At 64.1% G+C, this 25180-nt stretch carries 27 protein-coding genes and 1 tRNA gene; 20 read left to right on the top strand and 8 right to left on the bottom strand.

The window, feature by feature from the left end; translation table 11 throughout:
* Window positions 1-8: 8 nt before the first annotated feature.
* Window positions 9-197, top strand: a complete 189-nt coding sequence (locus tag EO136_RS02495) for a DUF2065 domain-containing protein (protein ID WP_127142894.1) — start codon at window positions 9-11, stop codon at window positions 195-197.
* Between the two features lie 16 nt (window positions 198-213).
* On the opposite strand, the gene EO136_RS02490 is transcribed toward EO136_RS02495, so the two are convergent.
* Together EO136_RS02490 and serB are read right to left on the bottom strand one after the other, a co-directional pair.
* Window positions 214-618, bottom strand: coding sequence for a GFA family protein (locus EO136_RS02490; protein WP_127142893.1), 405 nt, complete (start codon window positions 616-618; stop codon window positions 214-216).
* Between the two features lie 36 nt (window positions 619-654).
* Entirely contained in the window at window positions 655-1530 is an 876-nt protein-coding gene (gene serB, locus EO136_RS02485) for a phosphoserine phosphatase SerB (RefSeq protein ID WP_127142892.1), read from the bottom strand.
* Between the two features lie 11 nt (window positions 1531-1541).
* Here serB and miaA point away from each other — a divergent pair, with 11 nt between their 5' ends.
* The gene (gene miaA, locus EO136_RS02480) at window positions 1542-2444 is read left to right on the top strand and encodes a tRNA (adenosine(37)-N6)-dimethylallyltransferase MiaA (RefSeq protein ID WP_127142891.1); all 903 of its coding nucleotides are present in this window, start codon (window positions 1542-1544) and stop codon (window positions 2442-2444) included.
* Here the strand turns inward: miaA and EO136_RS02475 are convergent.
* A complete protein-coding gene (locus EO136_RS02475) occupies window positions 2433-3386 on the bottom strand; it encodes a calcium/sodium antiporter (RefSeq protein WP_127142890.1) in 954 nt (317 codons plus the stop codon). The genes miaA and EO136_RS02475 overlap by 12 nt on opposite strands.
* A 175-nt stretch (window positions 3387-3561) precedes the next feature.
* Here EO136_RS02475 and pncA point away from each other — a divergent pair, with 175 nt between their 5' ends.
* Both pncA and pncB read left to right on the top strand, forming a co-directional pair.
* On the top strand, window positions 3562-4161 hold the full coding sequence (gene pncA / locus EO136_RS02470; protein WP_127142889.1) for a bifunctional nicotinamidase/pyrazinamidase: 600 nt from the start codon (window positions 3562-3564) through the stop codon (window positions 4159-4161).
* On the top strand, window positions 4158-5468 hold the full coding sequence (gene pncB, locus EO136_RS02465) for a nicotinate phosphoribosyltransferase (protein WP_127142888.1): 1311 nt from the start codon (window positions 4158-4160) through the stop codon (window positions 5466-5468). The genes pncA and pncB overlap by 4 nt, the downstream gene beginning before the upstream one ends.
* A gap of 30 nt (window positions 5469-5498) precedes the next feature.
* On the opposite strand, the gene EO136_RS02460 is transcribed toward pncB, so the two are convergent.
* Window positions 5499-6908: an MATE family efflux transporter gene (locus tag EO136_RS02460; RefSeq protein WP_164730406.1), complete on the bottom strand. Its 1410-nt coding sequence runs from the start codon at window positions 6906-6908 to the stop codon at window positions 5499-5501.
* Window positions 6909-7249: 341 nt separating this feature from the next.
* On the opposite strand from EO136_RS02460, the gene EO136_RS02455 reads away from it, so the two are divergent.
* The 8 genes from EO136_RS02455 to EO136_RS02420 all read left to right on the top strand — a co-directional run bounded on the left by EO136_RS02455 (window position 7250) and on the right by EO136_RS02420 (window position 14487).
* Window positions 7250-7489 (top strand): YMGG-like glycine zipper-containing protein, encoded by a 240-nt coding sequence (locus tag EO136_RS02455; protein ID WP_425466579.1) that lies wholly within the window; start codon window positions 7250-7252, stop codon window positions 7487-7489.
* Window positions 7490-7785: 296 nt separating this feature from the next.
* Window positions 7786-9546: an acetolactate synthase 3 large subunit gene (locus tag EO136_RS02450; RefSeq protein ID WP_127142887.1), complete on the top strand. Its 1761-nt coding sequence runs from the start codon at window positions 7786-7788 to the stop codon at window positions 9544-9546.
* A 23-nt stretch (window positions 9547-9569) separates the two neighbouring features.
* A complete protein-coding gene (gene ilvN / locus EO136_RS02445; protein ID WP_127142886.1) occupies window positions 9570-10124 on the top strand; it encodes an acetolactate synthase small subunit in 555 nt (184 codons plus the stop codon).
* A 3-nt stretch (window positions 10125-10127) separates the two neighbouring features.
* Window positions 10128-11024, top strand: a complete 897-nt coding sequence (locus tag EO136_RS02440) for a DMT family transporter (protein WP_127142885.1) — start codon at window positions 10128-10130, stop codon at window positions 11022-11024.
* 55 nt (window positions 11025-11079) lie between these two features.
* Complete coding sequence (locus EO136_RS02435) at window positions 11080-11823, top strand: pyridoxine 5'-phosphate synthase (protein ID WP_127142884.1); 744 nt, start codon at window positions 11080-11082, stop codon at window positions 11821-11823.
* Between the two features lie 33 nt (window positions 11824-11856).
* Window positions 11857-13200 carry an MFS transporter gene (locus EO136_RS02430; protein WP_127142883.1) on the top strand — a complete coding sequence of 448 codons (1344 nt, stop codon included), beginning with the start codon at window positions 11857-11859 and terminating at the stop codon, window positions 13198-13200.
* A gap of 56 nt (window positions 13201-13256) precedes the next feature.
* On the top strand, window positions 13257-13652 hold the full coding sequence (locus EO136_RS02425) for a hypothetical protein (RefSeq protein ID WP_246018245.1): 396 nt from the start codon (window positions 13257-13259) through the stop codon (window positions 13650-13652).
* A 226-nt stretch (window positions 13653-13878) separates the two neighbouring features.
* Window positions 13879-14487, top strand: coding sequence for an NADPH-dependent FMN reductase (locus EO136_RS02420; RefSeq protein ID WP_127142882.1), 609 nt, complete (start codon window positions 13879-13881; stop codon window positions 14485-14487).
* Window positions 14488-14558: 71 nt separating this feature from the next.
* On the opposite strand, the gene EO136_RS02415 is transcribed toward EO136_RS02420, so the two are convergent.
* Together EO136_RS02415 and EO136_RS02410 are read right to left on the bottom strand one after the other, a co-directional pair.
* On the bottom strand, window positions 14559-15872 hold the full coding sequence (locus tag EO136_RS02415) for a DUF2254 domain-containing protein (RefSeq protein ID WP_127142881.1): 1314 nt from the start codon (window positions 15870-15872) through the stop codon (window positions 14559-14561).
* A gap of 44 nt (window positions 15873-15916) precedes the next feature.
* A complete protein-coding gene (locus EO136_RS02410; protein WP_127142880.1) occupies window positions 15917-16330 on the bottom strand; it encodes a hypothetical protein in 414 nt (137 codons plus the stop codon).
* A gap of 188 nt (window positions 16331-16518) precedes the next feature.
* Between EO136_RS02410 and EO136_RS02405 the strand changes: the two genes are divergently transcribed.
* From EO136_RS02405 to EO136_RS02380, 6 genes are all read left to right on the top strand, one after another.
* On the top strand, window positions 16519-17142 hold the full coding sequence (locus tag EO136_RS02405) for a TetR/AcrR family transcriptional regulator (protein ID WP_127142879.1): 624 nt from the start codon (window positions 16519-16521) through the stop codon (window positions 17140-17142).
* Between the two features lie 35 nt (window positions 17143-17177).
* Window positions 17178-18197, top strand: coding sequence for a ketol-acid reductoisomerase (gene ilvC / locus EO136_RS02400; protein WP_127142878.1), 1020 nt, complete (start codon window positions 17178-17180; stop codon window positions 18195-18197).
* Window positions 18198-18318: 121 nt separating this feature from the next.
* A complete protein-coding gene (locus EO136_RS02395) occupies window positions 18319-18822 on the top strand; it encodes a heme-degrading domain-containing protein (RefSeq protein ID WP_127142877.1) in 504 nt (167 codons plus the stop codon).
* Window positions 18819-19712: a PhzF family phenazine biosynthesis protein gene (locus EO136_RS02390; protein WP_127142876.1), complete on the top strand. Its 894-nt coding sequence runs from the start codon at window positions 18819-18821 to the stop codon at window positions 19710-19712. Before EO136_RS02395 ends, EO136_RS02390 begins: the two co-directional genes overlap by 4 nt.
* Window positions 19713-19730: 18 nt before the next feature.
* A complete protein-coding gene (locus EO136_RS02385; protein WP_127142875.1) occupies window positions 19731-20159 on the top strand; it encodes a hypothetical protein in 429 nt (142 codons plus the stop codon).
* 339 nt (window positions 20160-20498) lie between these two features.
* Window positions 20499-22061: a 2-isopropylmalate synthase gene (locus tag EO136_RS02380; protein ID WP_127142874.1), complete on the top strand. Its 1563-nt coding sequence runs from the start codon at window positions 20499-20501 to the stop codon at window positions 22059-22061.
* 21 nt (window positions 22062-22082) lie between these two features.
* Here the strand turns inward: EO136_RS02380 and aat are convergent, their stop codons facing one another.
* Entirely contained in the window at window positions 22083-22988 is a 906-nt protein-coding gene (aat, locus tag EO136_RS02375; RefSeq protein ID WP_164730405.1) for a leucyl/phenylalanyl-tRNA--protein transferase, read from the bottom strand.
* A 162-nt stretch (window positions 22989-23150) separates the two neighbouring features.
* Between aat and msrA the strand changes: the two genes are divergently transcribed.
* Both msrA and EO136_RS02365 read left to right on the top strand, forming a co-directional pair.
* Window positions 23151-23762, top strand: coding sequence for a peptide-methionine (S)-S-oxide reductase MsrA (gene msrA / locus EO136_RS02370; RefSeq protein ID WP_127142872.1), 612 nt, complete (start codon window positions 23151-23153; stop codon window positions 23760-23762).
* A gap of 119 nt (window positions 23763-23881) precedes the next feature.
* Window positions 23882-23957 (top strand) — tRNA-Lys (locus tag EO136_RS02365).
* Window positions 23958-24013: 56 nt separating this feature from the next.
* Here the strand turns inward: EO136_RS02365 and EO136_RS02360 are convergent.
* The gene (locus tag EO136_RS02360; RefSeq protein ID WP_127142871.1) at window positions 24014-25051 is read right to left on the bottom strand and encodes a tyrosine-type recombinase/integrase; all 1038 of its coding nucleotides are present in this window, start codon (window positions 25049-25051) and stop codon (window positions 24014-24016) included.
* Between the last annotated feature and the right edge of the window lie 129 nt (window positions 25052-25180).

Raw genomic sequence — 25180 nt, 5'->3', positions numbered from 1 at the left:
AACGGGACTTGAGTGATCTTTGGACAGCGCTGGCGCTCGCTATCGTTATCGAAGGCCTGCTTTACGCGGCTTTCCCTGAACAGATGAAGCGGATGATCGTGCAGATGCTGGCGATGCCCACCAGCCAGTTGCGCCTCACGGCGCTGGTCATCGCCGGGATCGGCCTTTTTGGGCTCTGGCTGGCCCGAGGGATCTGACCGACGAAAATTTCACTCACCACTGGTTGAGACCGTCCAACTCGATCACGGGGACCGCACGGATATCGAAGTCGTCGAGCAACCACAGATTGACCCCGAAGCGCCTTCTGGTGACATCGAGTCCGGCCTCTGCCTCTTCCCAGTTTTCGGCGAAACCCGAATAGTCCGGATTGTCCGAAAACGTGCTGCATCCGCATGTGGGGCAGAAATAGTGCTTGTTCTCCGGCGTGGTGGGAGAATACCGCGTCTGATCGGCCAGTGGCGTCAGCAGTCGGAACTCTGCGGGATCGTAGTAGATCCAGAGCACGCCCCTTTTGGTGCAGAACGTGCATGTGCAGCGCGTCGCGTTTTGGGGCGGGGTGGACAGCTCGAACCGGGTCTGCCCGCAATGGCAGCTCCCCATAATCCTTGAATCGCTCATGGTCCTGCTCCCGAATTGCGATGACGAGGCGTCAGACTATCTCACGAAGTCGTCGTCCGAATACCCCTGCAGATAGAGCAGGGCGGTGAGGTCGCCATGGTCGATCCGCACCGAGGCCTGTTCGGCGACGGCGGGCTTGGCGTGCAGCGCCACCCCCAGTCCCGCGGCCAGCAACATGTCCAGATCGTTGGCCCCGTCGCCCACCGCCATGGTCTGGGCCATGGCGATATCGTGCTCGGCTGCCAGCGCCATAAGCTTGCCGCGCTTGACGTCCTTGTCGACGATCGGCTGGCGGACGGTTCCAATCAGCCGGTCCTCGTCGTCGAATTCGAGCACATTGGCGGTGGCCTCATCGAATCCGATGCGCCGCGCTATGGGCTCGGCAAAGAGCGTGAAGCCCCCGGAAACCAGCGCGGTATAGGCGCCATAGGCCCTCATGGTCTGCACCAGGGCCCTCCCGCCGGGCATGAAGGTGATGCGCTCGCGCCGGATCTCGTCGACCACACGGCGCTCGAGCCCCTTGAGCAGCGCAACGCGGGTGTCGAGCGCTTCGGCAAAGTCCAGTTCCCCCCGCATGGCCCGCTCGGTGATCTCGGCGACCTGCGGTTTGATGCCGAGCACGTCGGCAAGCTCGTCGATGCATTCCTGTTCGATCATGGTGGAATCCATGTCGGCCAGCAGCAGTTTTTTCCGGCGGTTGGCGCGCGCCACCAGCGCGGCGTCCACGGGCGCATCGCCGAGTACATCGCGTGCGGTCGCCACCGGGTCGGCGGCCTGTGGCGCGATGATCTCGCAGGCTATGCCTTGCGCGAGCCAGTTGATTTCTCCATGAGTCTGCCGGTGCACGGCGTCGACCAGTCCTCGGGAGAGGACCGGTTGGTCGGGGTTGGCGATGAGACAGAGAACGGACATCGAAAACCACCATGGCGGGTGAAGAAACAAGGCGTGCGGTTCTGATAGCGGGTCCGACTGCCAGCGGCAAGACGGCCCACGCCATCGCGCGCGCCCGGGCCGGGGGCGGGCTGATCGTCAACACCGATTCCATGCAGGTCTATGGCGTCCTCGACCGGCTGACCGCGCGCCCCGATCCCGCAGAACTGGCCGCCGCCGAGCATGTGCTCTTTGGCCATGTCGATCCCGCCCGGCGCTATTCCACCGGCGCTTGGCTGGCCGATGTTCAAGCGGTGATTCAGGGCAGCGCGTCCGCGCGCCAGCCGCTGATTTTCGTTGGCGGCACAGGGCTTTATTTCGATGCCCTGACAAAGGGATTCGCCCCGATCCCGCCCGTTCCTCACGCGGTGATTCAAGCGGTGGAGGCGCGGGTGTCCGTTCTGGACGCCCATGGGCGCATGGCGCTTCTTGCCGAGCTGGACCCGGATCTTGCCGACCGCCTGGAGGTCGCCGACCCCCAGCGCGTGGTCCGCGCGCTCTCGGTTCTCGAGGCCACGGGGCGTCCCTTGAGCGCCTATCTTGCCGACGACCAGCCGGCGCCGCTCGCGGGCTGGGATCTCGAGCGCATTGTGCTGATGCCGCAGCGGGCCGTACTGCGCCGCCGTATCGCGGAGCGCTTCGCCGCGATGATGGATGCAGGAGCGGTCGAGGAAGTCGAGGCGCTCCTTGCCCTCGGGCTTGATCCCGGGTTGCCGGCCATGAAGGCCATCGGCGTGCCCCAGATCGCCGACATGCTGGCGGGCCGCCTCTCGCGGGACGCCGCCATCGAAAGCGCCGTCACCGCGACTCGGCAATACGCCAAGCGCCAGTCCACCTGGTTCCGCAATCGAATGGGCGACTGGACCGTCCTCGATCCCTTCGCGTCAGACGTTTAGGGCCAGATAGCCCACATACCCCACATAGGCGAGGAGGAACGCGCCGGCCTCCCAGCGCACGATCTTCTTGCCGGTATAGGCGAAGGCCAGCAGCGCCGCCGTCGCTCCCAGCATCACCCAGATGTCGAGGCGGATGATTTCCGGCGGTACCGGGATTGGCGCGATCAGCGCGGTCGCGCCGAGAATCGCGAAGATGTTGAAGATGTTGGACCCTATGACATTGCCCAGCGCCAGGTCTGTCTGGCGCCTGATCGCCGCGATGATCGAGGTGGCCAGTTCGGGCAGCGAGGTGCCCACCGCAACCACTGTCAGCCCGATGATGGTTTCGGAAATGCCAAATGCCGAGGCCAGTTCCACCGCTGCGCTCACCAGCAGCCGGGCGCCGACAACGGTCAGCACCAGACCCGCGAGGGTGATGAGCAGCGCCAGCCAGAGCGCCATGGGCTTGGCCTCTCCGCCGGGAAGCTGGCTGGCCTGTTCGGCTTGGGGCGCGCCGGGCCCCCGGCGCTCGGCCAGATAGGAGCGCACCACATAGGCGATGAGCGCGGCGACCAGCACGAGGCCCGCGATGCGCCCCAGAGTGCCGATGACCACGATCGCCAGCATGGCGAGCGAGGCGACAACAAGCACCGAGCCGTCCCGGCGCAGGATCGAACGGTTCACCGGCACCGGATAGATCATGGCGCACACCCCCAGGATCAGGAGGATATTGGCGATGTTGGACCCCACCACGTTGCCGATGGCGATGCCGGGCGCGCCGTCGAGCGCCGCCTGGATTGAGGTCACCCCCTCGGGCAGGGACGTGCCGAATCCCATCAGCGTAAGCCCGATCAGCAGCGGCGACATGCCGAACCGCCGTGCGATGGCCACCGAGCCGCGCACGAAGGATTCGCCGCCGGCCACAAGGAGCACGAAGCCGGCGAGAAGTGTCAGATAGACCATGGAGGAGCCTTTCGGGGGGCATGACGTCACGAGGATCGGGCAGGGCGCGCCCGGATCGGTCCCAGACCCAACACTCAGCCTGAGTTGATCTCGCGGTCAAGCACAACCAATTGGATGTTGACGGACCGGGGCGGGATTTCAGAAGGTGCCCGCGCAGCGGCAAGGAGAACCCGCCATGGCCGACAAGGCTCTCATCGTCATCGATGTCCAGAACGATTTCTGCCCGGGCGGCGCACTGGCCGTCGACGGCGGCAATGATATCGTCGTGCCCATCAACGCCATGATGGATCGGTTCAGCCATGTGGTCCTCACCCAGGACTGGCATCCGGCCGGCCATTCCAGCTTTGCCTCCTCTCACTCTGGCAAGGCGCCCTTCGACACCGTGACCATGAGCTATGGCGAGCAAACGCTTTGGCCCGACCATTGCGTCATCGGCACGCAAGGCGCCGCCTTCCATCCCGATCTCGACACCACCCGCGCCGAGCTGATCATCCGCAAGGGCTTCAGGCCCGGCATCGATTCCTATTCCGCATTCTTTGAGAATGATCACGCCACCCAGACCGGGCTCACCGGATACCTGCGCGAGCGGGGGATTTCCGAGCTGGTCTTTGTGGGGCTGGCCACCGATTTCTGCATTGCCTATTCCGCGCTCGATGCCGTCGCCCAGGGCTTTTCGGCCGGCGTCGATCTCGATGCGTGCCGGGGCATAGATCTGGGCGGGTCGCTCGAGACCATGATCGGACAGATGCGCGAAGCCGGAGTGGACATAGGGTGAGCACCTCCAAGACCGATATCGCCCGCCGCGTTTACAACCACACCTTCAAGCTCGATCCGATCGTCCGCTCGCTTCTGGACACCGATTTCTACAAGCTCTTGATGCTCCAGATGATCTGGCGGCTCTATCCGGACGTCGACGCGACCTTCTCGCTCTACAACCGTTCGAGCTCGGTCCGGCTGGCCGACGAGATCGATATCGACGCCCTGCGCGAGCAGCTCGACCACGCGCGCCAGATCCGGTTCGGGAAAAAGGAGATGATCTGGCTGGCGGGCAACAGCTTTTACGGCACGCGCCAGATTTTCTCGCCCGATTTCATTGCCTGGCTGGAGGATTTCCAGCTCCCCGAATACGAACTGTCGGTGCGTGACGGGCAGTTCGACCTGCACTTCCATGGGCGCTGGGCACAAACCACCATGTGGGAAATTCCTGCGCTCGCCATCATCAACGAATTGCGCTCGCGCACGGCCATGCACGGCATGGGCCGGTTCGCGCTCGATGTGCTCTATGCGCGGGCCAAGGCACGGACCTGGGAAAAGGTCGAGCGGCTCAAGAACCTGCCCGAGCTCCGGATTTCCGATTTCGGCACCCGTCGGCGCCACAGCTTCCTCTGGCAGCGCTGGTGCGTGGAGGCGCTCAAGGAAGGGCTGGGCGATGCCCTGACGGGCACCTCCAACGTCCTTTTGGCCATGGACAACGATCTTGAGGCCCTGGGCACCAATGCCCATGAGTTGCCCATGGTCGCTGCCGCTCTCGCGCAAACCGAGGACGAGCTGCGTGCCGCGCCCTACAAGGTGCTCAAAGACTGGCAGGCCCATTATGGCGGCAATCTCCTGATTGTCCTGCCCGACGCTTTCGGCACGGCATCGTTCCTGGACAACGCGCCGGACTGGGTGGCGGACTGGACCGGGTTCCGGCCAGACAGCGCGCCGCCTATCGAGGGGGGCGAGAAGATCATGAGGTGGTGGCGCGAGCGTGGACGCGATCCGCGCGAGAAGCTGCTGATCTTTTCGGACGGTCTGGATGTGGACGCCATCGAGGCGGCCTATCATCATTTCCAGGGTCGGGTGCGCATGGCGTTCGGCTGGGGCACCAACCTAACCAATGATTTCGCCGGGGTTTCCCCCCAGGTCAATCCGGCCCTCAAGCCCATCTCGCTGGTGATCAAGGTCTCGAGCGCCAATGGCCGGCCGGCCGTCAAGCTCTCGGACAATCCGGCCAAGGCCGTGGGCGATCCCGCCGAGATCGCGCGCTATCTCGACATCTTCGGCAATGCCGAGATGACGGCGCTGCCCGTCACGGTCTGAGCGGGGCGGGCCCGTCCGGGCCCGCTGCCTTCATCGAGAGGGCACCGCGACGATCTGGTGGCGGATCATCAGCCCCAGCCGCTCGCGCATGGCAAAGCGCAGCGACAGCACCACCGCGGCAACCGCCAGTCCCGCCGCGAGCCCGAGCCACACCCCGATGCCCTCGAGACCGAGCACGAACCCTGCCACATACGCGATCGGCATGCCGATCGCCCAATAGCTCACGAAGGCGATATACATGGGCACCCGCGTATCCGAGAGGCCGCGCAGGGCGTGAGCGGCCACCACCTGCGCGCCATCCACGATCTGGAAGATCCCCGCCATGGCCAGATAGACCGCAGCGAGCGTCAGGGCCGCAGCGTTGCCGGGATCGTTGGGATCGAGGAACAGCCGCACGAAAATCCCCGGCATGGTGATGAACAGCAGGGCGGTGACCGCCATGAAGCCGGTCCCTACGATCAGCGAGGTCCAGCCCGCCTTGGACACCGCGTCGTCGTCGCCGGCCCCATAGGCGATGCCCACGCGCACCGTTGCGGCCATGCCGATTCCGAGCGGCACCATGAATGCGAGCGAGGCGCATTGCAGCGCCACCGCATGGGCGGCCACCGCGTCGGTGCCCAGCCAGCCGATAAAGACTGTCGCGACCGAGAACAGCCCCACCTCGGCCATGATGGTCAGCCCGATCGGCGTGCCGATCCGGAAGATTTCGATAAGCCGCGGCCAGTCGGGCTTCCAGAACCGCACGAGAATGTGGAAGCGCTTGTGGCGGCGGTGGGTCAACGTATAGACGAGCAACCCCATGAACATGAAGAGGTTGGCGATCACCGTGGTGATCGCCGCGCCACGCAGCTCGAGCCGGGGGAAACCGAAATTGCCGAACATCAGGGCGTAGTTGAGCGCCGCGTTCAACAGCACGCCGGCCAGGGTCACGAGCAGGATGACCTGTGTGGAGCCTACCGCCGAGAGAAACGAGCGCAGCGCGAACTGTCCGAGTGCCGGCAGCAGGACGAGCACTGCGATGTGCATGTAGATCTCGGCCAGCTCCACCAGTTCGGGCTGCTGGCCCAGCGCCCGGTAGATCGGGCCAATCTGCCAGATCAGCGGGGTCAGCACCGCGGTGACGATGATGCAGGCCCAGAAGCCCTGCCGTACGGTGCGGCGCACGTTGCGGATCTTGCGGCCCCCCAGCGCCTGCGCGGCCAGAGGGGCGACCGCGCTGGCGATCCCGCCGCCCAGCAGCAGGAACGGGGTGAAGAAGGCAGTGGCCAGTGTGCCTGCCGCGAGATACTCGGGGCCCAGCCACCCCATCATGATGACGTCGGTGGTGAAAAGAGCGTTCTGTGCGAGTTGGGCCACAACGAGGGGCCAGGCCAGCACGAACATGGCGATCAGTTCACCGCGCCATGTGCGCGCGGGCTGGTTCACTGCTGGCACTGTCATCTTTGGCTTTCCCGGATGCGAGACTGTCCGCCACCAGAAGGGCGGGCCGATCTGGTTACACGCTGGACACCCGTTTGTCAGGACTTTCCACCCAGCTTTCAATCTCGCAGGTGGGCCGCCAGCCCCGCGAAGTGAATGAGGCTTGAGATTTGTCAGGAAATCCCGCAAGTTGGCGGCGCGGGGGCGACCATCTTGGCCCTACGGGCAAAAAGATGTGAGCCAATCCCCTCCCGGTGGGAACCAAAGCGGATCAACCGCATTACTGGGGCAGGGAATTATAAGTCAGTCGCACGGAGGCTATCAAAATGGTTATTAAGAAGATTTCAGTTGCAGGTGTTGCAATGACCGCCCTTATGGCGATCGCAGCGTGCTCGCCCACCCAGCAGGGTGCAGCGATCGGCGCAGGCACTGGTGCCGTCATCGGTGGCGTGACCACCAATTCGGTTGCCGGCGCTGCTGTCGGTGCCGCAGTGGGTGGCGTCGCCGGCGCGCTCGTCGGCCAGGTGGCCGGTCAGCCCGACCGCTGCTACTACCGCGACTCGAGCGGTCAGCTGTTCATCGATGATTGCCCCGCCGGGTAATCGGAGAGAGCGGATGCTCTGTGAAAGGCCCGTACCGCAAGGTACGGGCTTTTTGCTTTCCGGTGCATTTTAGGCTTGACCGTCCGGGGGCGGGTGCCTACCAATATCGGCGAACTCTAGATCGGAGCGGCTCCGCCATGCGGATTGCAGAAATTCTTGTAGTAGTAGGTGTGCGCATCGCAACATGAGAGCCAGGGCTCTCGTGGCAATTGCGGTGCGCAAGTCAGGTCCCGAACGGGGCCTTTTTTAATGTCCGGCCCGCTGCGGTGGCAGGGGCGAATTAAAGGGAGGCTGTGATGGCCGAGCAGATGACCGGCGCGGAGATGGTTGTTCAGGCGCTCGTCGACCAAGGCGTCGAGCACATCTTCGGATATCCGGGTGGCGCGGTGTTGCCCATCTATGATGCGATCTTCCAGCAGGACAAGCTGCAGCACATTCTCGTGCGGCACGAGCAGGGCGCCACGCACATGGCAGAAGGCTATGCGCGCTCGACCGGCAAGTGCGGCGTGGTGCTGGTCACGTCCGGACCGGGGGCGACCAATGCCGTCACCGGGCTGACCGACGCGATGCTCGATTCCATCCCCATGGTCTGCATCACCGGCCAGGTTCCGACCCCGCTGATCGGGTCGGACGCCTTTCAGGAATGCGATACCGTCGGCATCACCCGGAACTGCACCAAGCACAATTATCTCGTCAAATCGGTCGACGACCTGCCGCGCGTCCTGCATGAGGCCTTCCACATCGCGACCTCTGGCCGGCCTGGCCCGGTCGTCATCGACATCCCCAAGGACGTCCAGTTCGCGCTCGGCAAATATGCCAGGCCGCAGGCCAGGATGAGCCATCCGACCTACAAGCCTCAGCGCGAGGGTGACCTCGAAGCCATTCGCGCGGCGGTCGAGCTGATGCTCAAGGCCGAGCGGCCGGTGTTCTATACGGGCGGTGGCGTCATCAACTCGGGCGCCGAGGCGAGCCGCAATCTGCGCGAGCTGGCCGAGCTGACCGGCTTTCCGGTCACCTCCACGCTCATGGGGCTGGGCGCCTATCCCGCCTCGGGCCCGCAATGGCTGGGCATGCTGGGCATGCACGGGACCTATGAAGCCAACATGGCCATGCACGATTGCGATCTGATGATCTGCCTGGGGGCCCGGTTCGACGACCGGATCACCGGCCGCATCGATGCGTTCTCGCCCGGCAGCCGCAAGATCCACGTCGATATCGATCCCTCCTCGATCAACAAGAACATCATGGTGGACATCCCGATCGTGGGGGACGTGAACCTCGTGATGGAAGAGATGATCCGGATATGGCGGGCAAAGACCAACCAGCCGCGCACCGAGGCGATCGCGCCGTGGTGGAAGGAAATCGAGAAGTGGCGGGCGGTCAATTCGCTCGGCTTCACCAATTCCGACACCATCATCAAACCCCAGCACGCGGTCCAGCGGCTCTATCAGGCGACCAGGGGGCGTGATGTGTACATCACCACCGAGGTCGGACAGCACCAGATGTGGGCCGCCCAGCATTTCCACTTCGACGAGCCCAATCGCTGGATGACGTCCGGTGGGTTGGGGACTATGGGCTATGGCCTGCCGGCCGCGGTCGGCGTGCAGGTGGCCCATCCCGATGCGCTGGTGATCGACATCGCCGGGGAGGCGAGCGTCCAGATGACGATGCAGGAGATGTCGACGGCCATCCAGTACAACCTGCCCATCAAGGTCTTCATCCTCAACAACGAATACATGGGGATGGTGCGCCAGTGGCAGGAGCTCCTGCACGGGGGCCGTTACTCGAACTCCTATTCCGATGCGCTGCCCGATTTCGTCAAGCTCGCCGAAGCCTTCGGCGGCCACGGCATCCGCTGCGAGGACCCCGCCGAGCTCGACGACAAGATCGCAGAGATGATCGACGTGAAAAAGCCGGTGATCTTCGACTGCGTCGTGTCCAAGGAAGAAAACTGCTTCCCCATGATCCCGTCGGGCAAGCCGCACAATGAAATGATCCTGCCCGACACCGCCAATCTGGGCTCGATCATCGATGAGAAGGGCAAGGTGCTCGTCTGACGGGCCAGTGAGGAACCATGACCATGAACGCAAATCTCCTGCCGACCGGTTCGGCCTATTTTCTCACCGCCCAGACCCAGGTCCCCGAGCGCCACACCCTGACCGTGCTCGTGGACAACGAGCCGGGCGTCCTCGCCCGTGTCGTGGGCCTGTTCTCGGCCCGCGGGTTCAATATCGACTCGCTGACGGTCAGCGAAACCGAGCACGACAAGCACCGCTCGCGCATCACGGTGGTGACGGTCGCCACCCCCAAGGTGCTGTCCCAGATCAAGCTCCAGCTCGAACGTCTGGTGCCCGTCCACAAGGTCCACGACCTCACCGAGGAGGGCAACGCCATCGAGCGTGAGCTGGCTCTGGTCAAGGTCGCGGGCGCGGGCGACAACCGCGTGGAGGCGCTGCGCCTGGCCGATGCCTTCCGCGCCCAGGTGATCGACGCCACCACCGAGAGCTTCGTCTTCGAGGTCACCGGCAAAACCGCCAAGGTGGAGCAGTTCATCGCGCTGATGGCCCCGCTCGGGCTGGTCGAGGTGGTGCGCACCGGGCTCGCAGCCATCGCGCGCGGCGCCGAGGGCATGTAGCCCTTGGCACCGATCTCGTCCAATCTACGCGGCATCATCCTGATGGTGGCGGCCTCGGGGGCCTTCGTGGTCAACGATTCCCTGTTCAAGCTCGGCTCGCAAGGCCTGCCGGTCTTCCAGGCCATCGCGATGCGCGGGGTTATGGCCATGGTCTGGTGCCTGCCGCTGCTGGTCTATACCCGCACGCTGGCCAGGCTCCCCATGGTCATCGACCGCTGGGCACTGCTGCGCAACGGGTTCGAGATCCTCACCGTCTTCTGCTTTCTTTCGGCCCTCACCCGCATGCCGATTGCCGATATCACGGCGATCGGCCAGCTCTCGCCGGTCTTCGTGCTGATCGGTGCGGCGGTGATCTTCCGCGAGGCGCTCGGAAGGGTGCAGATCGGGCTGATCCTCGCCGCCTTTTTCGGCGCGCTTCTCGTCGCCCAGCCCACCGGCGAGGCCTTCTCGCCCTTCGCGATCCTGGGGGTATTTGCCGCCATCGGCATGGCGGGCCGCGATCTGGCCGCCCGCAAGCTTCCCGCAGAGATGCCCGGGCCGGTCGTCACCTATGGCGCATTGCTCATGGTCATGCTGGCCGCCGGGCTCGTCTCGCTGATCTTCGAGGAGTGGACGACGCCTACCGGCCGGTCGCTGGCCTTTCTCGCGGGGTCGGGGTTTTTCCTGATGTTCGGCCAGCTCTTCATCTACCTCACCTATCGGATCGCGGCGACCAATGTCGTGGCGCCGTTCTTTTTCACCGGCTCGCTCTGGGCGGTGGTGCTCGGTGCGTCGATCTTTGGGGAAATCCCCGGACCGGTGGCGATCATCGGCATTGTGCTGGTGGCCGGGAGCGGCGCGGTGCTCGTCATGCGCACCCGCCGTGCCGCGCGCATCCGTGCCGCCATGGAAACAAAGTAGGGTTCTAGCGCGACGCAAATTGCGCTAGAGCAGGGCCGCCGAACGGGGACCTCACATGACCAGACTATCTGTCAACCTCAATGCAGTCGCGCAGCTTCGCAATCGCCGGGATCTGCCCTGGCCGAGCGTGACCGGCATTGCGAAACTGGTCATCGAGGCCGGAGCCGCTGGCATCACGGTCCATCCGCGCCCCGACGAGCGCCATATCCGGCGCACCGACGTCTTCGATCTCTCAGCCCTGCTCGCCGCCGATCACCCCGGCATCGAATTCAACATCGAGGGCTATCCGACCGATCAGTTCCTCGAGCTCGTCGAAACGGTCCGCCCCCATCAGGCGACGCTGGTGCCCGACGATCCGTCGCAGTCGACGTCCGACCATGGCTGGGATTTCGCTGCCCATTCCGATTTCCTCTCGGCCGTCACGGCCCGGCTCAAGGGCGCGGGCGCGCGGGTCTCGCTCTTTTGCGATCCCGATGCGGGTGTCGAGGGCATCGCGAGGGCGCAGAAGACGGGCGCCGACCGGATCGAGCTCTATACCGGCCCCTATGGCGCCTGTTATGCCGATTCCGCTGGCGCCGCGCACCAGCTTGCGCTTATGGCGGAAACCGCCGACGCAGCGCGGGCCGCAGGCCTCGGCATCAATGCCGGCCACGACCTGACGGTCTCGAACCTTCCCGCCTTCATCGCCCGCGTTGCCGGGGTCGACGAGGTGTCGATCGGCCATGGCATCACCGCCGATGCGCTGCTCATGGGCTTTCCCGAGGCCGTCCGCCGCTACAACGCAGCCCTCGGCAGTTGAGAACCGCAAGACCCTCCCGCGCGTAAGCGCTTCATGGCGGGAGATGGCAAGGCAATCGATTGGAAAGTGCTGGCGGCCTATGGCGCGCCGGCGCTGCCGATGGCCGCGCTGGCTCTTCCGCTTTATGTCATCGTGCCCACCTTCTATTCGGAAACCCTCGGGCTCTCGCTCGCGGCGGTTGGAGCTGCGCTGCTCTGGATCCGCATCGCCGACGGCTTCACCGATCCGCTGGTCGGCTGGCTGGCCGACCGGATCACGCTGCCCGCCGGGCGTCGCCGAAGCCTCTTTGCGCTCTCGCTTCCCGTCACCGCGCTCGGCGCCTTCATGCTGTTCAATCCGCCGCCCGATGCCGGCATTGCCTATCTGGTCATCTGGGGGCTCGTGGTCACGACGGGCTACACCCTGACCGGCATTCCCTTCACCGCCTGGGGCGCCGAGCTCGAAACCGCCTATGCGCGGAGAAACAGGGTGGTCGGCGTGCGCGAGGGGTTCACGGTGCTGGGAACCGTGCTGGCCATCGCCATCCCCCTTGGGGTCGGGGCGCTATCGGGCAGTGAGGCTCAGGGGCTCACCGTGCTGGGCGCAGCCGTGGCGGTGGCCCTTCTGAGCCTCGGTGCACTGGCCTTCCGTGTCGTGCCCGAACCGCGCCCGGTATCGCGGACCCGCGTCACGCTGGGCGCCGGGCTGGCGATCATGGCGGGCAACAAGCCGTTCGTCAGGCTCATCCTCGCCTATTTCGTCAACGGCCTCGCCAACGGCATTCCGGCCACTCTGTTTCTCTATTTCGTCTCGGACCGGCTGGGCGCGCCCGAGCTGCGCGGGCCGCTGCTGCTGCTCTATTTCCTGTGCGGTGTCGCGGGCATTCCTCTCGCCATTGCCGCCGCCGCACGGTTCGGCAAGCATCGGGCCTGGTGCGTGGCCATGGCTGCCGCGTGCCTCGTCTTCGCCGTGGTGCCCTTCATCGCTCCGGGCAACGTCGTGGCCTTCGCCGCCGTTTGCGTGGGCACCGGCGTGCTGCTGGGCTTTGATCTGACCTTGCCCGGATCGATGCAGGCTGACGTCATCGACGTGGACACCGATCGCAGCGGCGAGCAACGCTCGGGCCTCTATTTCGCCGCGTGGAGTCTCGCTACCAAGCTGTCCCTCGCGCTGGGCGTGGGCCTCGTCCTGCCGATCCTCGATGCCGTGGGGTTCGTGCCGGGGGCCGGGGCGCCCGACGCCCGACCGGCTGTCATTCTTGCCGGGCTCTACGCATGGTTGCCTATTGTCCTCAAGCTCGGAGCCATCGCGCTGATGTGGACGTTCCCGCTGGACGCGGCGGGTCAGGAGGCCTTGCGCCAGCGTATCGATCGGTGGAGCGAGGACGGCGAGACCTGATCCGCGGGGCGCTTCCCGCGTAGCATTACCCGACGTCGAGAAAACGGAGACCGCCAATGAACCTGTCCAGGTACAGCCCACTTCTGGCATCGCTTTGTCTCTTTCTGCTTTCTGCTGGTCCGGCGCTGGCCCAACAGCTCAGCGAGGCCGAGATCCGCTCCGAGATCATCGGCAAGCGCATCTATCTCGCCGCGCCGCTCGGGGGCGAATTCCCGCTCAATTATCTCCGATCGGGAGAGGTGAACGGGGATGGCGAGGCTCTCGGGCTCGGCGCCTTCATCCAACCGCGTGATACGGGCCGCTGGTGGATCGAGGCAGGCCGGCTCTGCCAGCAGTTCCAGACCTGGTATGATGGCCAGCCCCTGTGCTTTGTTCTGAGCTGGACCGGACCCGACAGCGTCACCTGGGTGGGCGACAATGGCGAAACCGGCACCGCCCGTATCGAGGGCTGAGTGGCCCGGACGCGTTCGGTAAAGGCAGCTTCAGTGTTTCCCATTGAACGACAGTGACGCTGACTGTTTTAGAAACCCAATTCAATACAAAGACTTGAAGGTCTTTTTGCAGTCTCTGATTCAAGCGGACGACACGGGCCTGTGTTGTCCCACCCCCTTGTGTGAGCCGGCATGCCCCACATATTCGGAACCATACCGAACACCGGCCCAGGAAGGGAATTTCAAAATGTCCAAGCCAAAAATTGGCATCATCATCTCCTCGACGCGCGACGCCCGATTTGCCGACAAGCCGGCCCAGTGGATTCTCGAAAAGGCGCGTGAGCGCAACGAGATCGAGGTCGAATTGCTCGACCTGCGCGACTTCAACCTGCCCTTCTTCAACGAGGTCGCCTCCAATGCCTGGGCCCCGACCCAGGACCCCAACGCCGTTGCGTGGCAGAAGAAGGTCGCCGAGTTCGACGGCTTCATCTTCGTGGTCGCCGAGTACAACCGCTCGATCACCGGGGCGCTCAAGAACGCGCTCGATCAGGCTTACGTCGAGTGGAACCACAAGGCAGCGGGCTTTGTCGGCTACGGATCGATGGGTGCATCGCGCGCCATCGAGCACCTGCGCACCATCATGGTCGAGCTGCAGATGGCTTCAACCCGCTCGGCAGTGCACATCGCCGGCAGCCAGTTCATGCAGGTTCACCCGATGGGCCAGAACGGCGAAATGGCGACCATCGAAGACGCTGTCGGCGGCAGTGCCAAGGACATGCTCGACCAGCTCGTCTGGTGGACCACGGCCACCAAGGCGGCCCGCGAGGGTGAGATCGCTGCCATCGCCGCCGAATAAACCGGCATTCGATTGAACTGAACAGGGAAGGGGGTCGTCCGGTGGGCGGCCCTTTTCTTTTGGTGCGCGGTCTACCGGTCGCGCCAGCGCGCGAGCTCGCCTCGGGCCGAGGCGATGCGCATGGCGATGTCTTCGCGATCGCATGGCGCAATGTTGCCAATCGATGCCGTCTGGCTGATCTTGTCGAGCTGGGACCGCAGTGCGGCGAGCGTCTGGGGCGTTCTGGCGTTTGGCGCGAGCCGTCCAATGGCATCGGCGATCCGGATCAGGATCGCCGGATGATCCACCGCGGCCTGCCGTATCGGATTGAACGCGGCGTCCACAACGCCCATGGCATCGCTTCGGTCTGCGATGACCCGCACCTCCCCGTCCTCGTCGCGCAATATGGTGGGACGGAAATGCCGGCTGAAGATCGCGTCGAGCGAAGAGGACAGCCGGTCCACCACCACTTCGGCGGTGAACGGGTCGTTGGTGCCCGGAGACAAGGCCCGTGTGCCGATTTCCACGAGCTGCCGGATCCCGAATTCCAGATCCTGCGCCGGCGTGCGCTGCTTGCCGATGGTGAAGGCCGAACGCAGAGCGCTGGCCAGTTCGCCGTCATCGGTCAGGCGCCGACCGAAAACCTCGACGTGATGGCCGCGGGTCTGGATGTAATGGCCGGGGCGCACGTTCACCATCACGATCACCTCGTGCTCGGTGGCCATGGTGCGCAGGTGGTTGTAGTCGATCACCTGCACATAGCCCTGACGGCCCAACCCGATCGGTGTGCTCGGTCCGTCCGGCCTGCCCGGATGGTGGGGTTCGTCGGCCTCTTCCACCCCTTCGAGGATCGTTGCAATATTGGCTTCCAGCTCGCCGGCGACCTCGCGCACGATGTTGTCGGCGACGATCGCATTGGCGACCTTGTGAATATAAAGCAGCAGAGCGAACAGGCAGAGCACCGTGAGCCCGCTGGCGACTGTCACGGCCAGGTGGGGCAGCCCGTCCGCGCCCAGATCCTGATCCACCGAGCGCAAGACAAGGATGAGATACAGGATCGTGCCCATGAAAAGCCCGATCACCGACTGTATCTGCCGATCCGCCACGAAGATCGAGATCAGGCGGGGCCCGAGCTGGTTGGCCGCCAGGGTCAGGATCACGAAGGTGACCGAGATCAGCAGCGAGGTCATGGTCATCATGCCCGAGAGCAGGCTCGAGAGCAGGTTGAGGGCAGTTTGGGCGTCTCCGCCATAGAGCCAGCTCAACTCGCCGGGCTCGGCCAGGAGCAATGTCTGGCCATGCACGATCATGCCATAGGCAAGCCCGGCCGCCGCGAGGCACAGGATGCCGGGCAGGAGCCAGAACTGGCCGTTCACATGCGCGATGAAATTGCGAATCCTGTCCATGATCGCCTCGATACTACATCCCGCTCAGGGACAGGGGATTAGGTTCAGCGCGGCATGTCCGGGCACACGAAGGGCACCGGCGCGGGCTCAAAGGTCAACAATGTCGTTTCCGTGGCAAGTTCGAGCTCATGTGCCATATTTGCTTCATCAAGGGTCACCACCCTCGCTGAGATCATCGCTCCATCTTCGTCCCATGACAGCCGATCATCGTCGATCAGGCGCCAACTGGAGAGGCGATATCCCTCCCAGCACGAGGTCGAGATCAGGGTGCCGTCACTGAGGAACAATTGCATCGACCCGGGAATCTGCGCCGCCTCATCGGTGCGCATCCAGATCGTGTCGGTCAGCGAAACGCCGGGTGTCGGCGCAAAGGTCGGCGCGTCCGTCTCCTGGCTCCCGGCCGGCAAGGCTACGGCGCAAGTCATTAAAATCGCTGTAAAAATCCGTGTCGTTCTCATAGCCTCAGCCTCCAACTGGGTGCCATCATAAACGCACTCCTCGCTCTGTTCGATCCCTTGTGCAAGCGAACAGTTTCAGCTTGCAAGCGCCCGAACCGTAACGTACGGTACGCCCGCTTCGGTCCGGACGGCCGCTTGCACCACCAGCCACCGCAAAAGCCCGGAAGTCGGCAACCTTGAACCCCTCGATGCTCGCCATATCAGACGACGCTCCCGGCCTCAGCGACAGGCAGCGGGATGTGCTCGACGCCGCTCTGGCCTTGCTGGTCGATGGGGGAGACGGGCTCACCATGACCGGTGTGGCGCGGCGCGCAAGTTGTTCAAAAGAAACGCTTTATAAGTGGTTCGGCGATCGCGAGGGCCTGCTGACCGCGACGGTCCAGTGGCAGGCAGCCAAGGTGCGGATGGTTCCGGTCGACCGGGAAACCATCGACATGCAGGCCCTTTCGATTGCGCTGGAGAAGTTCGCACGGGACCTCCTTGGCGTGCTGGCCGGCGATATCTCGGTTGCCCTCAACCGGCTCGCGGTCAGCCATGCGGGCCAGGAAAAGCGCAACCTCGGAAAGATCGTTCTCGAGAACGGCCGCTACGCCATGGGTCGCCGCCTCAAGCCCGTTCTCGACGCGGGACATGATGCCGGACTTCTGGTCATAGAGGATAGCGAAGAGGCCTTTCGTACCTTTTTCGGGCTTGTCGTCCGGGACGTTCAGATCAGGCTGCTGCTCGGGGACCGGATGGACCTGAGCGAGACGGTCATCGCGCGGGACGCCAGGCGCGCCCGCGAACAATTCCTTGCGCTCCACGGGGCGTAGGCAAACCAACGCACATACGACAACGGGAGAGACCAATGCGCGTTTACTACGATCGGGATGCCGATCTCAATCTCGTCAAATCACGCAAGATCGCGGTGATCGGCTATGGCAGCCAGGGCCGTGCCCATGCCCTGAACCTCAAGGATTCCGGCGTCACCGATATCGTTATCGGCCTGCGTCCGGGCTCGACGACCGCCAAGAAGGTCGAGGCCGACGGCCTCAAGGTCATGAGCGTGGCCGAAGCGGCCGGCTGGGCCGATTTCATGATGATGGCGACCCCTGACGAGCTTCAGGCCGACATCTACCGCGACGAGATCGCCCCCAATATCCGTGACGGCGCCGCACTGGCCTTCGCTCACGGCCTCAACGTCCATTTCGGGCTGATCGAGCCCAAGGATACCGTCGACGTCCTGATGATCGCGCCCAAGGGCCCGGGCCACACCGTGCGCGGCGAGTTCGAGCGGGGCGGCGGGGTGCCGTGCCTGATCGCGGTCCATCATGACGCAACCGGCAATGCCCACGACATCGGTCTGGCCTATGCGTCGGGCGTGGGTGGTGGCCGTTCGGGCATCATCGAGACGACCTTCAAGGAAGAGTGCGAAACCGACCTTTTCGGCGAGCAGGCCGTGCTCTGTGGTGGTCTGGTCGAGCTCATCCGCGCAGGCTTCGAAACGCTGGTCGAGGCCGGTTATGCACCGGAAATGGCCTATTTCGAGTGCCTGCACGAAGTGAAGCTGATCGTCGACCTGATCTACCAGGGCGGCATCGCGAACATGAACTACTCAATTTCCAACACCGCCGAGTGGGGCGAGTACGTCACCGGCCCGCGGATCATTACGCCCGACACCAAGGCGGAGATGAAGCGCGTTCTGGCTGACATCCAGTCTGGCAAGTTCACTTCCGAGTGGATGCAGGAGCACAGGTCCGGCGCCGCGCGCTTCAAGGGCATTCGCCGCAACAACGACGCCCACCAGATCGAGGACGTCGGCGCCAAGCTGCGCGACATGATGCCTTGGATCAAGGCTGGCGCCCTGGTCGATAAGTCGCGGAACTAGTGATCGGTACTTCTGCGTAGTCAGGAGCAGCGCTCATCGTTATAAATTGCTGTCGCCGCGGGGTTTCCACGCCCCGCGGCGTCGTTTATGCCAGTGGTCGGTCCATTGGTGTGGGGGCACGATGATCATCAAACCCGATCTCGAACAGGTCGTCGCGCAGGAAGCGACCCTGACGTTTGCCGCGTTCGACGAGGCAGCCGCTTTCTCGGTGGGCTCCGCCATCCGGGACATCGCCCTCGATGAAGGGCTCGGCGTCGTCTGCGACATCAGGTTCTGGGACCGACCGCTCTTTTACATGGCCTTGCCGGGCACCACGGCGGACAATCCCGAATGGGTGCGCCGCAAGGCGAACGTCGTCAGGCGTTTCGGCAAAAGCACATATCGGATGGTTCTCGAGCATGGGGCCGGGGAGGGGCGGCGCGCGCTGCCGGCCGATTTCGGCGCCAGGCCCGAGGAATACGTCCTGGCCGGTGGCGGCTTCCCGTTGGCGGTCGCGAGGGTGGGGATCATCGGCGCGATCACCGTTTCGGGTATCCCCGAACATGAGGATCACATGCTGGTCGTGCGCGGTATATGCAGGCACCTTGGTGTCGATCACAGCCAGATCGGAGCGCGTTGGAGATGAAGCTCCCCTATTACCTCATGGACGTGTTCACCCGTGATCGCCTCAGCGGAAATCCCCTCGCAGTGGTGCTCAAGGCCGACGGCTTGTCCACGGCCCGCATGCAGGCGTTGGCCGGAGAATTCAATCTCTCCGAGACCGTCTTTGTCCGCTCCCCCGAAGTGGCGCGGCACAATGCGCGCCTGTGCATCTTCACGCCCACAACCGAACTGCCCTTCGCCGGCCACCCCACGATCGGCGCTTCGGTGCTCCTTGGATTGACCACGCGGGTCAGCGCGGTGCGGCTGGAGCTGGAGATCGGGTCGATCACCGCCGTCTTTGAACGTGTGGACAAGCGGACCGGGCTGGCACGGATCGGGCTGCCCAGGTTGCCCGAGCGAATCTCGGACGGGCCCGGTGCGGAAGAGATCGCGGCTCGGCTTGGCCTTGCTCCCGAGCAGATCGGCTGCGGCCCGATCAAGCCCGCCCAGTTTTCGGCCGGCGTTCCGTTCTATCTCGTGCCGGTGCGCGATCCTGCGGCCCTGCGTGACATCGCCCTGCAGCGCAGGGGATGGAGCGAGACCTTCCCGGGCAAGCACGGGGCCGTCTACGCCTTCACGGCGACGCCTGACGAGCGTGGCAATGATTATGCCGCCCGCATGTTCGGCGCGGGGCTGGGGATCGGCGAAGACGCGGGGACCGGCGCCGCGGCTGCTGCCCTGATCGGTCTTCTCGCCGAGCAGGCCGAGATGGGAGACGGCCATCACAATCTCAAGCTGCGGCAGGGCTGGGAAATGGGCCGCCCCAGCCTGATCGAATTGCAGGTGAACATTGCCGGGGGCAAGCTCCAGCATGGTGGCATAGGCGGCGCGGCAGTCGTGCTGGCCGAAGGGATGATCGATCTGAGCGAGTAGCCAGTTGGGGAACGGGAAATGGATCTGCTGATCAAGTCATTGCTGTTTGTGCATTTCATCGGTCTCGCCATCGGGATGGGGTCGGGCATCGCCCTCTCCAATGCCGGTCGGATTTCGGCCGATACCAAGGAGCCGGTCGAGCAGGGCATGGCCAGGCTGACCGCTGCTTTGCGGCAGAACTCCCATGTTGGGCTCGTGCTCCTGTGGGTGTCGGGACTGCTCATGGTCTGGTTGAAATACGGGGGCGTGGCCGGCCTTGGCCTGTGGTTCTGGGTCAAGATGGCAGCCGTGGTCGGGCTGAGCGCCGCTGTGGGCATGGCCACCGCCAATTACAAAAAGCTGCGGGCGGGGGAGCAAGGCGCGGCCGAGAAGGGCAAGCGGTTTTCCATGGCGGCAGGGCTTTTCAGCATCCTTGCCGTCGGATCGGCCGTCATGGCCTTCAACTGACATGCGCATGGGGGTTGCGCCCGTGATCGGTTTGGCCCAAAGTATCCCGGTTATTTCGGATCGGGACAGGGCCGAGCGGATGCGCCGCAAAGACGCCATCGCAGTATCAGCCAGCCGCAGGCAGCATGCCGAGCGGGCGATTCTCATGTCCGGTCTCTTCCTGCTTGCCGCCAGCGCGCTAGCCCTCCTCCTTATCAGCCCCTGACCACCGGCAGTCCGTTACGCGGGCGGGTCGTCAGGGGATTGTGCCACACGCCGAACACAGAAATTGTCCGGCCGTAGTCTGCTGCCAACCCACCAAACAGCGCGCAGACGGCCGATAAAGAAGGATCCAGAGCCATGAGTACGGCAAGCTCGAACACCGACACCGCCCGCGTCTTCATTTTCGATACCACCCTGCGCGATGGCGAGCAGAGCCCGGGCGCGACGATGACGCTTGAGGAAAAGCTCCAGGTGGCGGAAATTCTCGACACCATGGGCGTCGATATTATCGAGGCCGGTTTCCCGATCGCCTCGAATGGCGATTTCGAGGCCGTGGCCACCATCGCCAAGCGCTCCAGGAACGCCGTGATTGCAGGGCTGGCCCGAGCCATTCCCGCCGACATTGACAGGGCGGGCGAGGCCGTGCGTCATGCCAGACGCGGGCGCATCCACACGTTCGTCTCGACCTCGCCGATTCATCTGGCCCACCAGATGAAAAAGTCCGAGGACGAGGTGCTCGAAATCGTCACCAACACGGTGACCCAGGCCCGTAACCTGATCGACGACGTGGAATGGTCGGGCATGGACGCAACGCGGACGCCGCTGGAGTTTCTCGCCCGCTGTACCGAAGCTGCCATCAAGGCCGGCGCCACTACGATCAACATCCCCGATACGGTGGGGTATTCCACTCCGGAGGATTACTACCAACTCATCCACGATCTGATCGAGATGGTGCCCGATTCCGACAAGGCGATATTCTCGACTCATTGTCACAACGATCTGGGCATGGCCGTTGCCAACTCGATCGCCGGCGTGCGGGCAGGGGCGCGGCAGGTCGAGTGCACCATCAATGGGCTGGGCGAAAGGGCAGGCAATGCCGCGCTCGAGGAAATCGTCATGGCGTTCAAGACCCGTGCCGACGCGCTGCCGTTCCACACCACTATCGAGAGCACCCATCTCGCCCGCGCGTCCAAGATCGTCTCGGCGGCAGCGAACTTCCCCGTCCAGTACAACAAGGCGATCGTGGGCAAGAACGCCTTCGCGCACGAGAGCGGCATCCACCAGGACGGCATGCTCAAGAACGCGCTGACCTATGAGATCATGACGCCCGAAAGCGTGGGTATCAAGTCGACCTCGCTGGTTATGGGCAAGCATTCGGGCCGCCACGCCTTCAAGGAGAAGCTGCGCGATCTGGGCTATGAGCTGGCTGACAACCAGTTCCAAGAAGCCTTCCAGCGCTTCAAGGAACTGGCCGACCGCAAGAAGCACGTCTACGACGAGGACCTCGTGGCTCTGGTCGACGACGAAATCGGTTCGGCAGCCGATCGGATCAAGCTGGTCGACATGAACGTCACCTCCAAAACCGGCGGTATTCACCGCTGCGAACTGGTGCTGTCGGTCGATGGCAGCAAGGTCGAGGTCAACCATGACGGCACCGGCTCGGTCGATGCCATCTTCAACGCGATCAAGACCGGTGTCGGCGCCAAGCCGCACCTGGTGCTCTACGCGGTCGATGGCGTGACAGGGGGCACCGACGCCCAGGCCAACGCCCATGTCCGGCTGGAAATGAACGGGCGCATCGCGTCTGGCAATGCCTCCGAGCCCGATACCCTGGTCGCTTCGGCTCGGGCCTATCTCAATGCTTATAACCGCCTGCTCATCGAGCGGGGTGCACCGGCGCAAGGCGCTTTGGCGGGATAGTGGTGCTGGCGTTCGTTTGCGTCAGCCTGAGCACCGGAGGTCTGCCGGGTTTTCCGGGAGGCTTCCGGACGCGGCGGTTTCACTGTTCGCCGGTTGCCATGCGGCCGTATCGGCGAGCGTGAACTTCGCCGCCCATTTCCCGACGGGCAGCTCGACGGCCCCCGGTCTTTCCAGCAGCAACGTGTATGCGTCTCGCTCCAGGGTTATGCCCCCGAGCGCTTCGACCCAGGGCGACATGATCTGGTGGTCAACCGCAAGAAAGCCAGCCTCGGCCAGGTGGTGATAGAGGCTGGCGATGGCGAATTTGGATGCGTTGTCCTCGGTGTGGAACATGGAGAGCGCGGAGAAAAACGGTCCGGACGCAAGCCCGAAGAGTCCGCCGACCAACTCACCCTCGGCAGAGAACACCTCCACCGAATGCGCATGGCCTTCCCAATGCAGGCGGCCATAAAGCTCCATCGCGTCGGGGGTGATCCATGTGAGGTGAATTTGCCTGTTGCTCCGGGGTTCGGCGCAACGTTCCATGACGGTAGCGAACGCCGTGTCCATGGACACCCTCATATCGCTGTTGCGCATGGTCCGCCGGAAGCGTTTGGCCATATGCACCGCGTGCAAGGGCATGACGGCCCGGTTCGGGGGCGACCACCACTTCATCTCGCCCCAATGGGCCTGGGGGTAAAACCCCCGGTCCATTGCGGTCAGCACAGTGTCGGTGGTCAGGTCGGGCGCCAGGCCGGCAAAGCCCGCCGGGCGGCGACGAATGCGTGTGTCGTCCGGAATCGCAGGTGGGGCGATCAGGCGGTCCTTGATCGTGCCGGCCAAAAGAAAGGGCAGGCTCGCCGTTCTGGGAGGGCGGAGCCAGTAGGCAAGTGCGAGAGTGAACTGCCTGGTCTTACTGACAAGGCCGGTGTCGCGTCGACGATCCATCATGGACCTCCGCTGGAGTAGGGCGTCGGTATACGCCTCAATCGTTTCACGGTCCTTATTGTTCAATCCCTGAAATGCCGAAACGCTTCGCTATCACAGGGCTTTGATTTGTGCGTGTTCGGGTTGGGCACGAATGTGAGCCCACGAAAATTGGAGGAAACCATGCGAGTTCCGCTTATCGCTGCAGCTGCGGCAATCACCCTGCTGGGGGGTGTTTCAAATGCCCAGGCGGCGACCGCTCTGTTTGCCGGTGGATGTTTTTGGTCGGTCGAGGCCAATTTCGACAAGGTCGAGGGCGTGACCGGTACCGTTTCGGGTTTCGCCGGCGGCAGCGTCGAAGACCCCACCTACGAGCAGGTCATCTATTTCGATACCGGCCATCGCGAGACCGTGGAAGTCACCTACGATCCTGAGGTCGTCGATTTCGATACCTTGATGACCGTGTTCTGGCACTCGATTGATCCCACCGATGCATCCGGCCAGTTCTGCGACAAGGGCCAGCATTACAGGACCGCGGTGTTCGCTCTCGATGACGAGCAGGCCGCCGCGGCCCAAGCCAGCAAGACCGCGATCGCCCAAGAGACCGGTTGGGACATAGCTACCGAAATCCTGCCCGAAGCCACATTCTGGGCGGCCGGTGACGAACACCAGAATTTCCACATCGAGAACGCTGCGCATTACCAGCGCTATCGGGTGGGATGTGGCCGCGACAATCGCCTGGCCGAGCTATGGGGCGACAGGGCTCTCTGGGGCACCAGCGAGAACCCCTTCTGAGAGCTCATGCCGCTGATATCCAGCCCTTTGCAGATGAACGTGAAAGGGCTGGACAGCGGGGCCGGCGTTTGTTAGAGACCTGCCATTCCCGGCGGGGCTTGCGCTTTCGGCGGTAATTGGGGTGTATAGCTCAGTTGGTAGAGCAGCTGACTCTTAATCAGCGGGTCCAAGGTTCGAGCCCTTGTACACCCACCATCTTCCTAGGGTTTCCGGGCCTTTCGCACTAGGCGTTTTACAATCCGGGAAATCTTTTACAGTTCCCGTGCCTTTTTGTTCCGCGCCTCGAGCTTTGTCACCGCGCCGTCGCCCGCCAGGTAGTGCTTGCGGATGATCGCCTCGGCATCCCTTTCGGAGTGTCCGGTGACCTCGGCGATCTCCTTGATCGATGCCCCGCTCTGGTAGGCGAGGGTCACGAACGTGCCGCGCAGGTCGTGGAAGGTCACGCCCTCGATGCCGGCGCGATCGCAGGCCTTGGCCCATGAGGCGCGCAGCCCGTCCGATGTCCAGGACCTCTTTCCGCGCTCGGTGGTGAGGATGGTGACGGCCTCGCGCTTCTGGGCGTCCAGCAGCGTCTTGAGGGTGTCGTAGACCTTCACGCGAACCCGTCGTCCGGTCTTTCCCTGCCGCAAGGTGATGTGGGTGCCGTCATAGGCGCTCCAGGGCAGGCGGATAAGGTCGCCCTGCCTCTGCCCCGTCCAGCGCGCCAGCTCGATTACCAGCCCCAGCTTTGCCGAGGCCGCGGTCTTGAACGCATCGACCAGCTCGGATGTCCAGATGGCGTCCCGGCGCGTGGCGCTCGAGAGCCGTCCGGCGCGCTCGAGGGGGTTGCGCGCCAGCAGCTCGCGATCGACCGCAAAGGACAGGATCCGGGCGAGAACCGATATCAGCAGATCGGCCTTGCGCGGGGTGTCGGCAAAGCCGTCACGCCACTCGAGGAACGCCGAGCGGGCACCGCGGTCCTCGATGGCGCGAATCGGCATGTCAACGAACTCGGCCTCGATCTCGTCTATGGCCCAATCGTAGCCGCGCCGGGTGCTGGGTTTGAGGCCGGTATACATCGGGCTCTGGCGGTAGGCGTAGACGAGCTCGGGGAAAAGCCCTTCGCGCTTGGCGTCGGCCCGGTCCCTGGTCAGTCGCGTATATTCCACGAGATAGGCGTGCGATCCGGGATCGGCCTTGATGCGCGGCCCGCCGCGCCAGGCGTAGTGGTATTCAGCAAGAGTGCCGCCGGCGAGCCGGACCTTAACGCGATGAACGCCCACCAGCCTGTGCTCCCGTCTTGCGGCCATCGCGCTTCGCCTTCCATTGGTCGAGCGCAGAAACCTTTTGTTCGGGTTCGAGCGCGTCAACGGGAACGAAGCGGACTTCGCGGCCTGTCACCACAATCCCCATAGTTATTCCGGCCGCGCGGGCTCCTT

Source organism: Pelagibacterium montanilacus, assembly GCF_003992665.1.
Lineage (GTDB): Bacteria > Pseudomonadota > Alphaproteobacteria > Rhizobiales > Devosiaceae > Pelagibacterium > Pelagibacterium montanilacus.
The sequence above is the reverse complement of the archived record's forward strand: the minus strand, read 5'-3'. Positions and strand labels throughout refer to the sequence as shown.

Excerpts from the sequence above, each read along its gene's own strand:
- EO136_RS02490 (WP_127142893.1), bottom strand. The coding sequence starts at position 618 with ATGAGCGATTCAAGGATTATGGGGAGCTGCCATTGCGGGCAGACCCGG.
- serB (WP_127142892.1), bottom strand. The coding sequence starts at position 1,530 with ATGTCCGTTCTCTGTCTCATCGCCAACCCCGACCAACCGGTCCTCTCC.
- EO136_RS02475 (WP_127142890.1), bottom strand. The coding sequence starts at position 3,386 with ATGGTCTATCTGACACTTCTCGCCGGCTTCGTGCTCCTTGTGGCCGGC.
- EO136_RS02450 (WP_127142887.1), top strand. The coding sequence starts at position 7,786 with ATGGCCGAGCAGATGACCGGCGCGGAGATGGTTGTTCAGGCGCTCGTC.
- EO136_RS02425 (WP_246018245.1), top strand. The coding sequence starts at position 13,257 with ATGAACCTGTCCAGGTACAGCCCACTTCTGGCATCGCTTTGTCTCTTT.
- EO136_RS02385 (WP_127142875.1), top strand. The coding sequence starts at position 19,731 with ATGGATCTGCTGATCAAGTCATTGCTGTTTGTGCATTTCATCGGTCTC.
- EO136_RS02435 (WP_127142884.1), top strand. The coding sequence starts at position 11,080 with ATGACCAGACTATCTGTCAACCTCAATGCAGTCGCGCAGCTTCGCAAT.
- pncA (WP_127142889.1), top strand. The coding sequence starts at position 3,562 with ATGGCCGACAAGGCTCTCATCGTCATCGATGTCCAGAACGATTTCTGC.
- msrA (WP_127142872.1), top strand. The coding sequence starts at position 23,151 with ATGCGAGTTCCGCTTATCGCTGCAGCTGCGGCAATCACCCTGCTGGGG.
- ilvC (WP_127142878.1), top strand. The coding sequence starts at position 17,178 with ATGCGCGTTTACTACGATCGGGATGCCGATCTCAATCTCGTCAAATCA.
- EO136_RS02380 (WP_127142874.1), top strand. The coding sequence starts at position 20,499 with ATGAGTACGGCAAGCTCGAACACCGACACCGCCCGCGTCTTCATTTTC.
- EO136_RS02405 (WP_127142879.1), top strand. The coding sequence starts at position 16,519 with ATGCTCGCCATATCAGACGACGCTCCCGGCCTCAGCGACAGGCAGCGG.
- miaA (WP_127142891.1), top strand. The coding sequence starts at position 1,542 with ATGGCGGGTGAAGAAACAAGGCGTGCGGTTCTGATAGCGGGTCCGACT.
- EO136_RS02410 (WP_127142880.1), bottom strand. The coding sequence starts at position 16,330 with ATGAGAACGACACGGATTTTTACAGCGATTTTAATGACTTGCGCCGTA.
- EO136_RS02395 (WP_127142877.1), top strand. The coding sequence starts at position 18,319 with ATGATCATCAAACCCGATCTCGAACAGGTCGTCGCGCAGGAAGCGACC.
- EO136_RS02415 (WP_127142881.1), bottom strand. The coding sequence starts at position 15,872 with ATGGACAGGATTCGCAATTTCATCGCGCATGTGAACGGCCAGTTCTGG.
- EO136_RS02390 (WP_127142876.1), top strand. The coding sequence starts at position 18,819 with ATGAAGCTCCCCTATTACCTCATGGACGTGTTCACCCGTGATCGCCTC.
- aat (WP_164730405.1), bottom strand. The coding sequence starts at position 22,988 with ATGGATCGTCGACGCGACACCGGCCTTGTCAGTAAGACCAGGCAGTTC.
- EO136_RS02360 (WP_127142871.1), bottom strand. The coding sequence starts at position 25,051 with ATGGCCGCAAGACGGGAGCACAGGCTGGTGGGCGTTCATCGCGTTAAG.
- EO136_RS02430 (WP_127142883.1), top strand. The coding sequence starts at position 11,857 with ATGGCGGGAGATGGCAAGGCAATCGATTGGAAAGTGCTGGCGGCCTAT.
- EO136_RS02420 (WP_127142882.1), top strand. The coding sequence starts at position 13,879 with ATGTCCAAGCCAAAAATTGGCATCATCATCTCCTCGACGCGCGACGCC.
- EO136_RS02460 (WP_164730406.1), bottom strand. The coding sequence starts at position 6,908 with ATGACAGTGCCAGCAGTGAACCAGCCCGCGCGCACATGGCGCGGTGAA.
- ilvN (WP_127142886.1), top strand. The coding sequence starts at position 9,570 with ATGAACGCAAATCTCCTGCCGACCGGTTCGGCCTATTTTCTCACCGCC.
- EO136_RS02455 (WP_425466579.1), top strand. The coding sequence starts at position 7,250 with ATGACCGCCCTTATGGCGATCGCAGCGTGCTCGCCCACCCAGCAGGGT.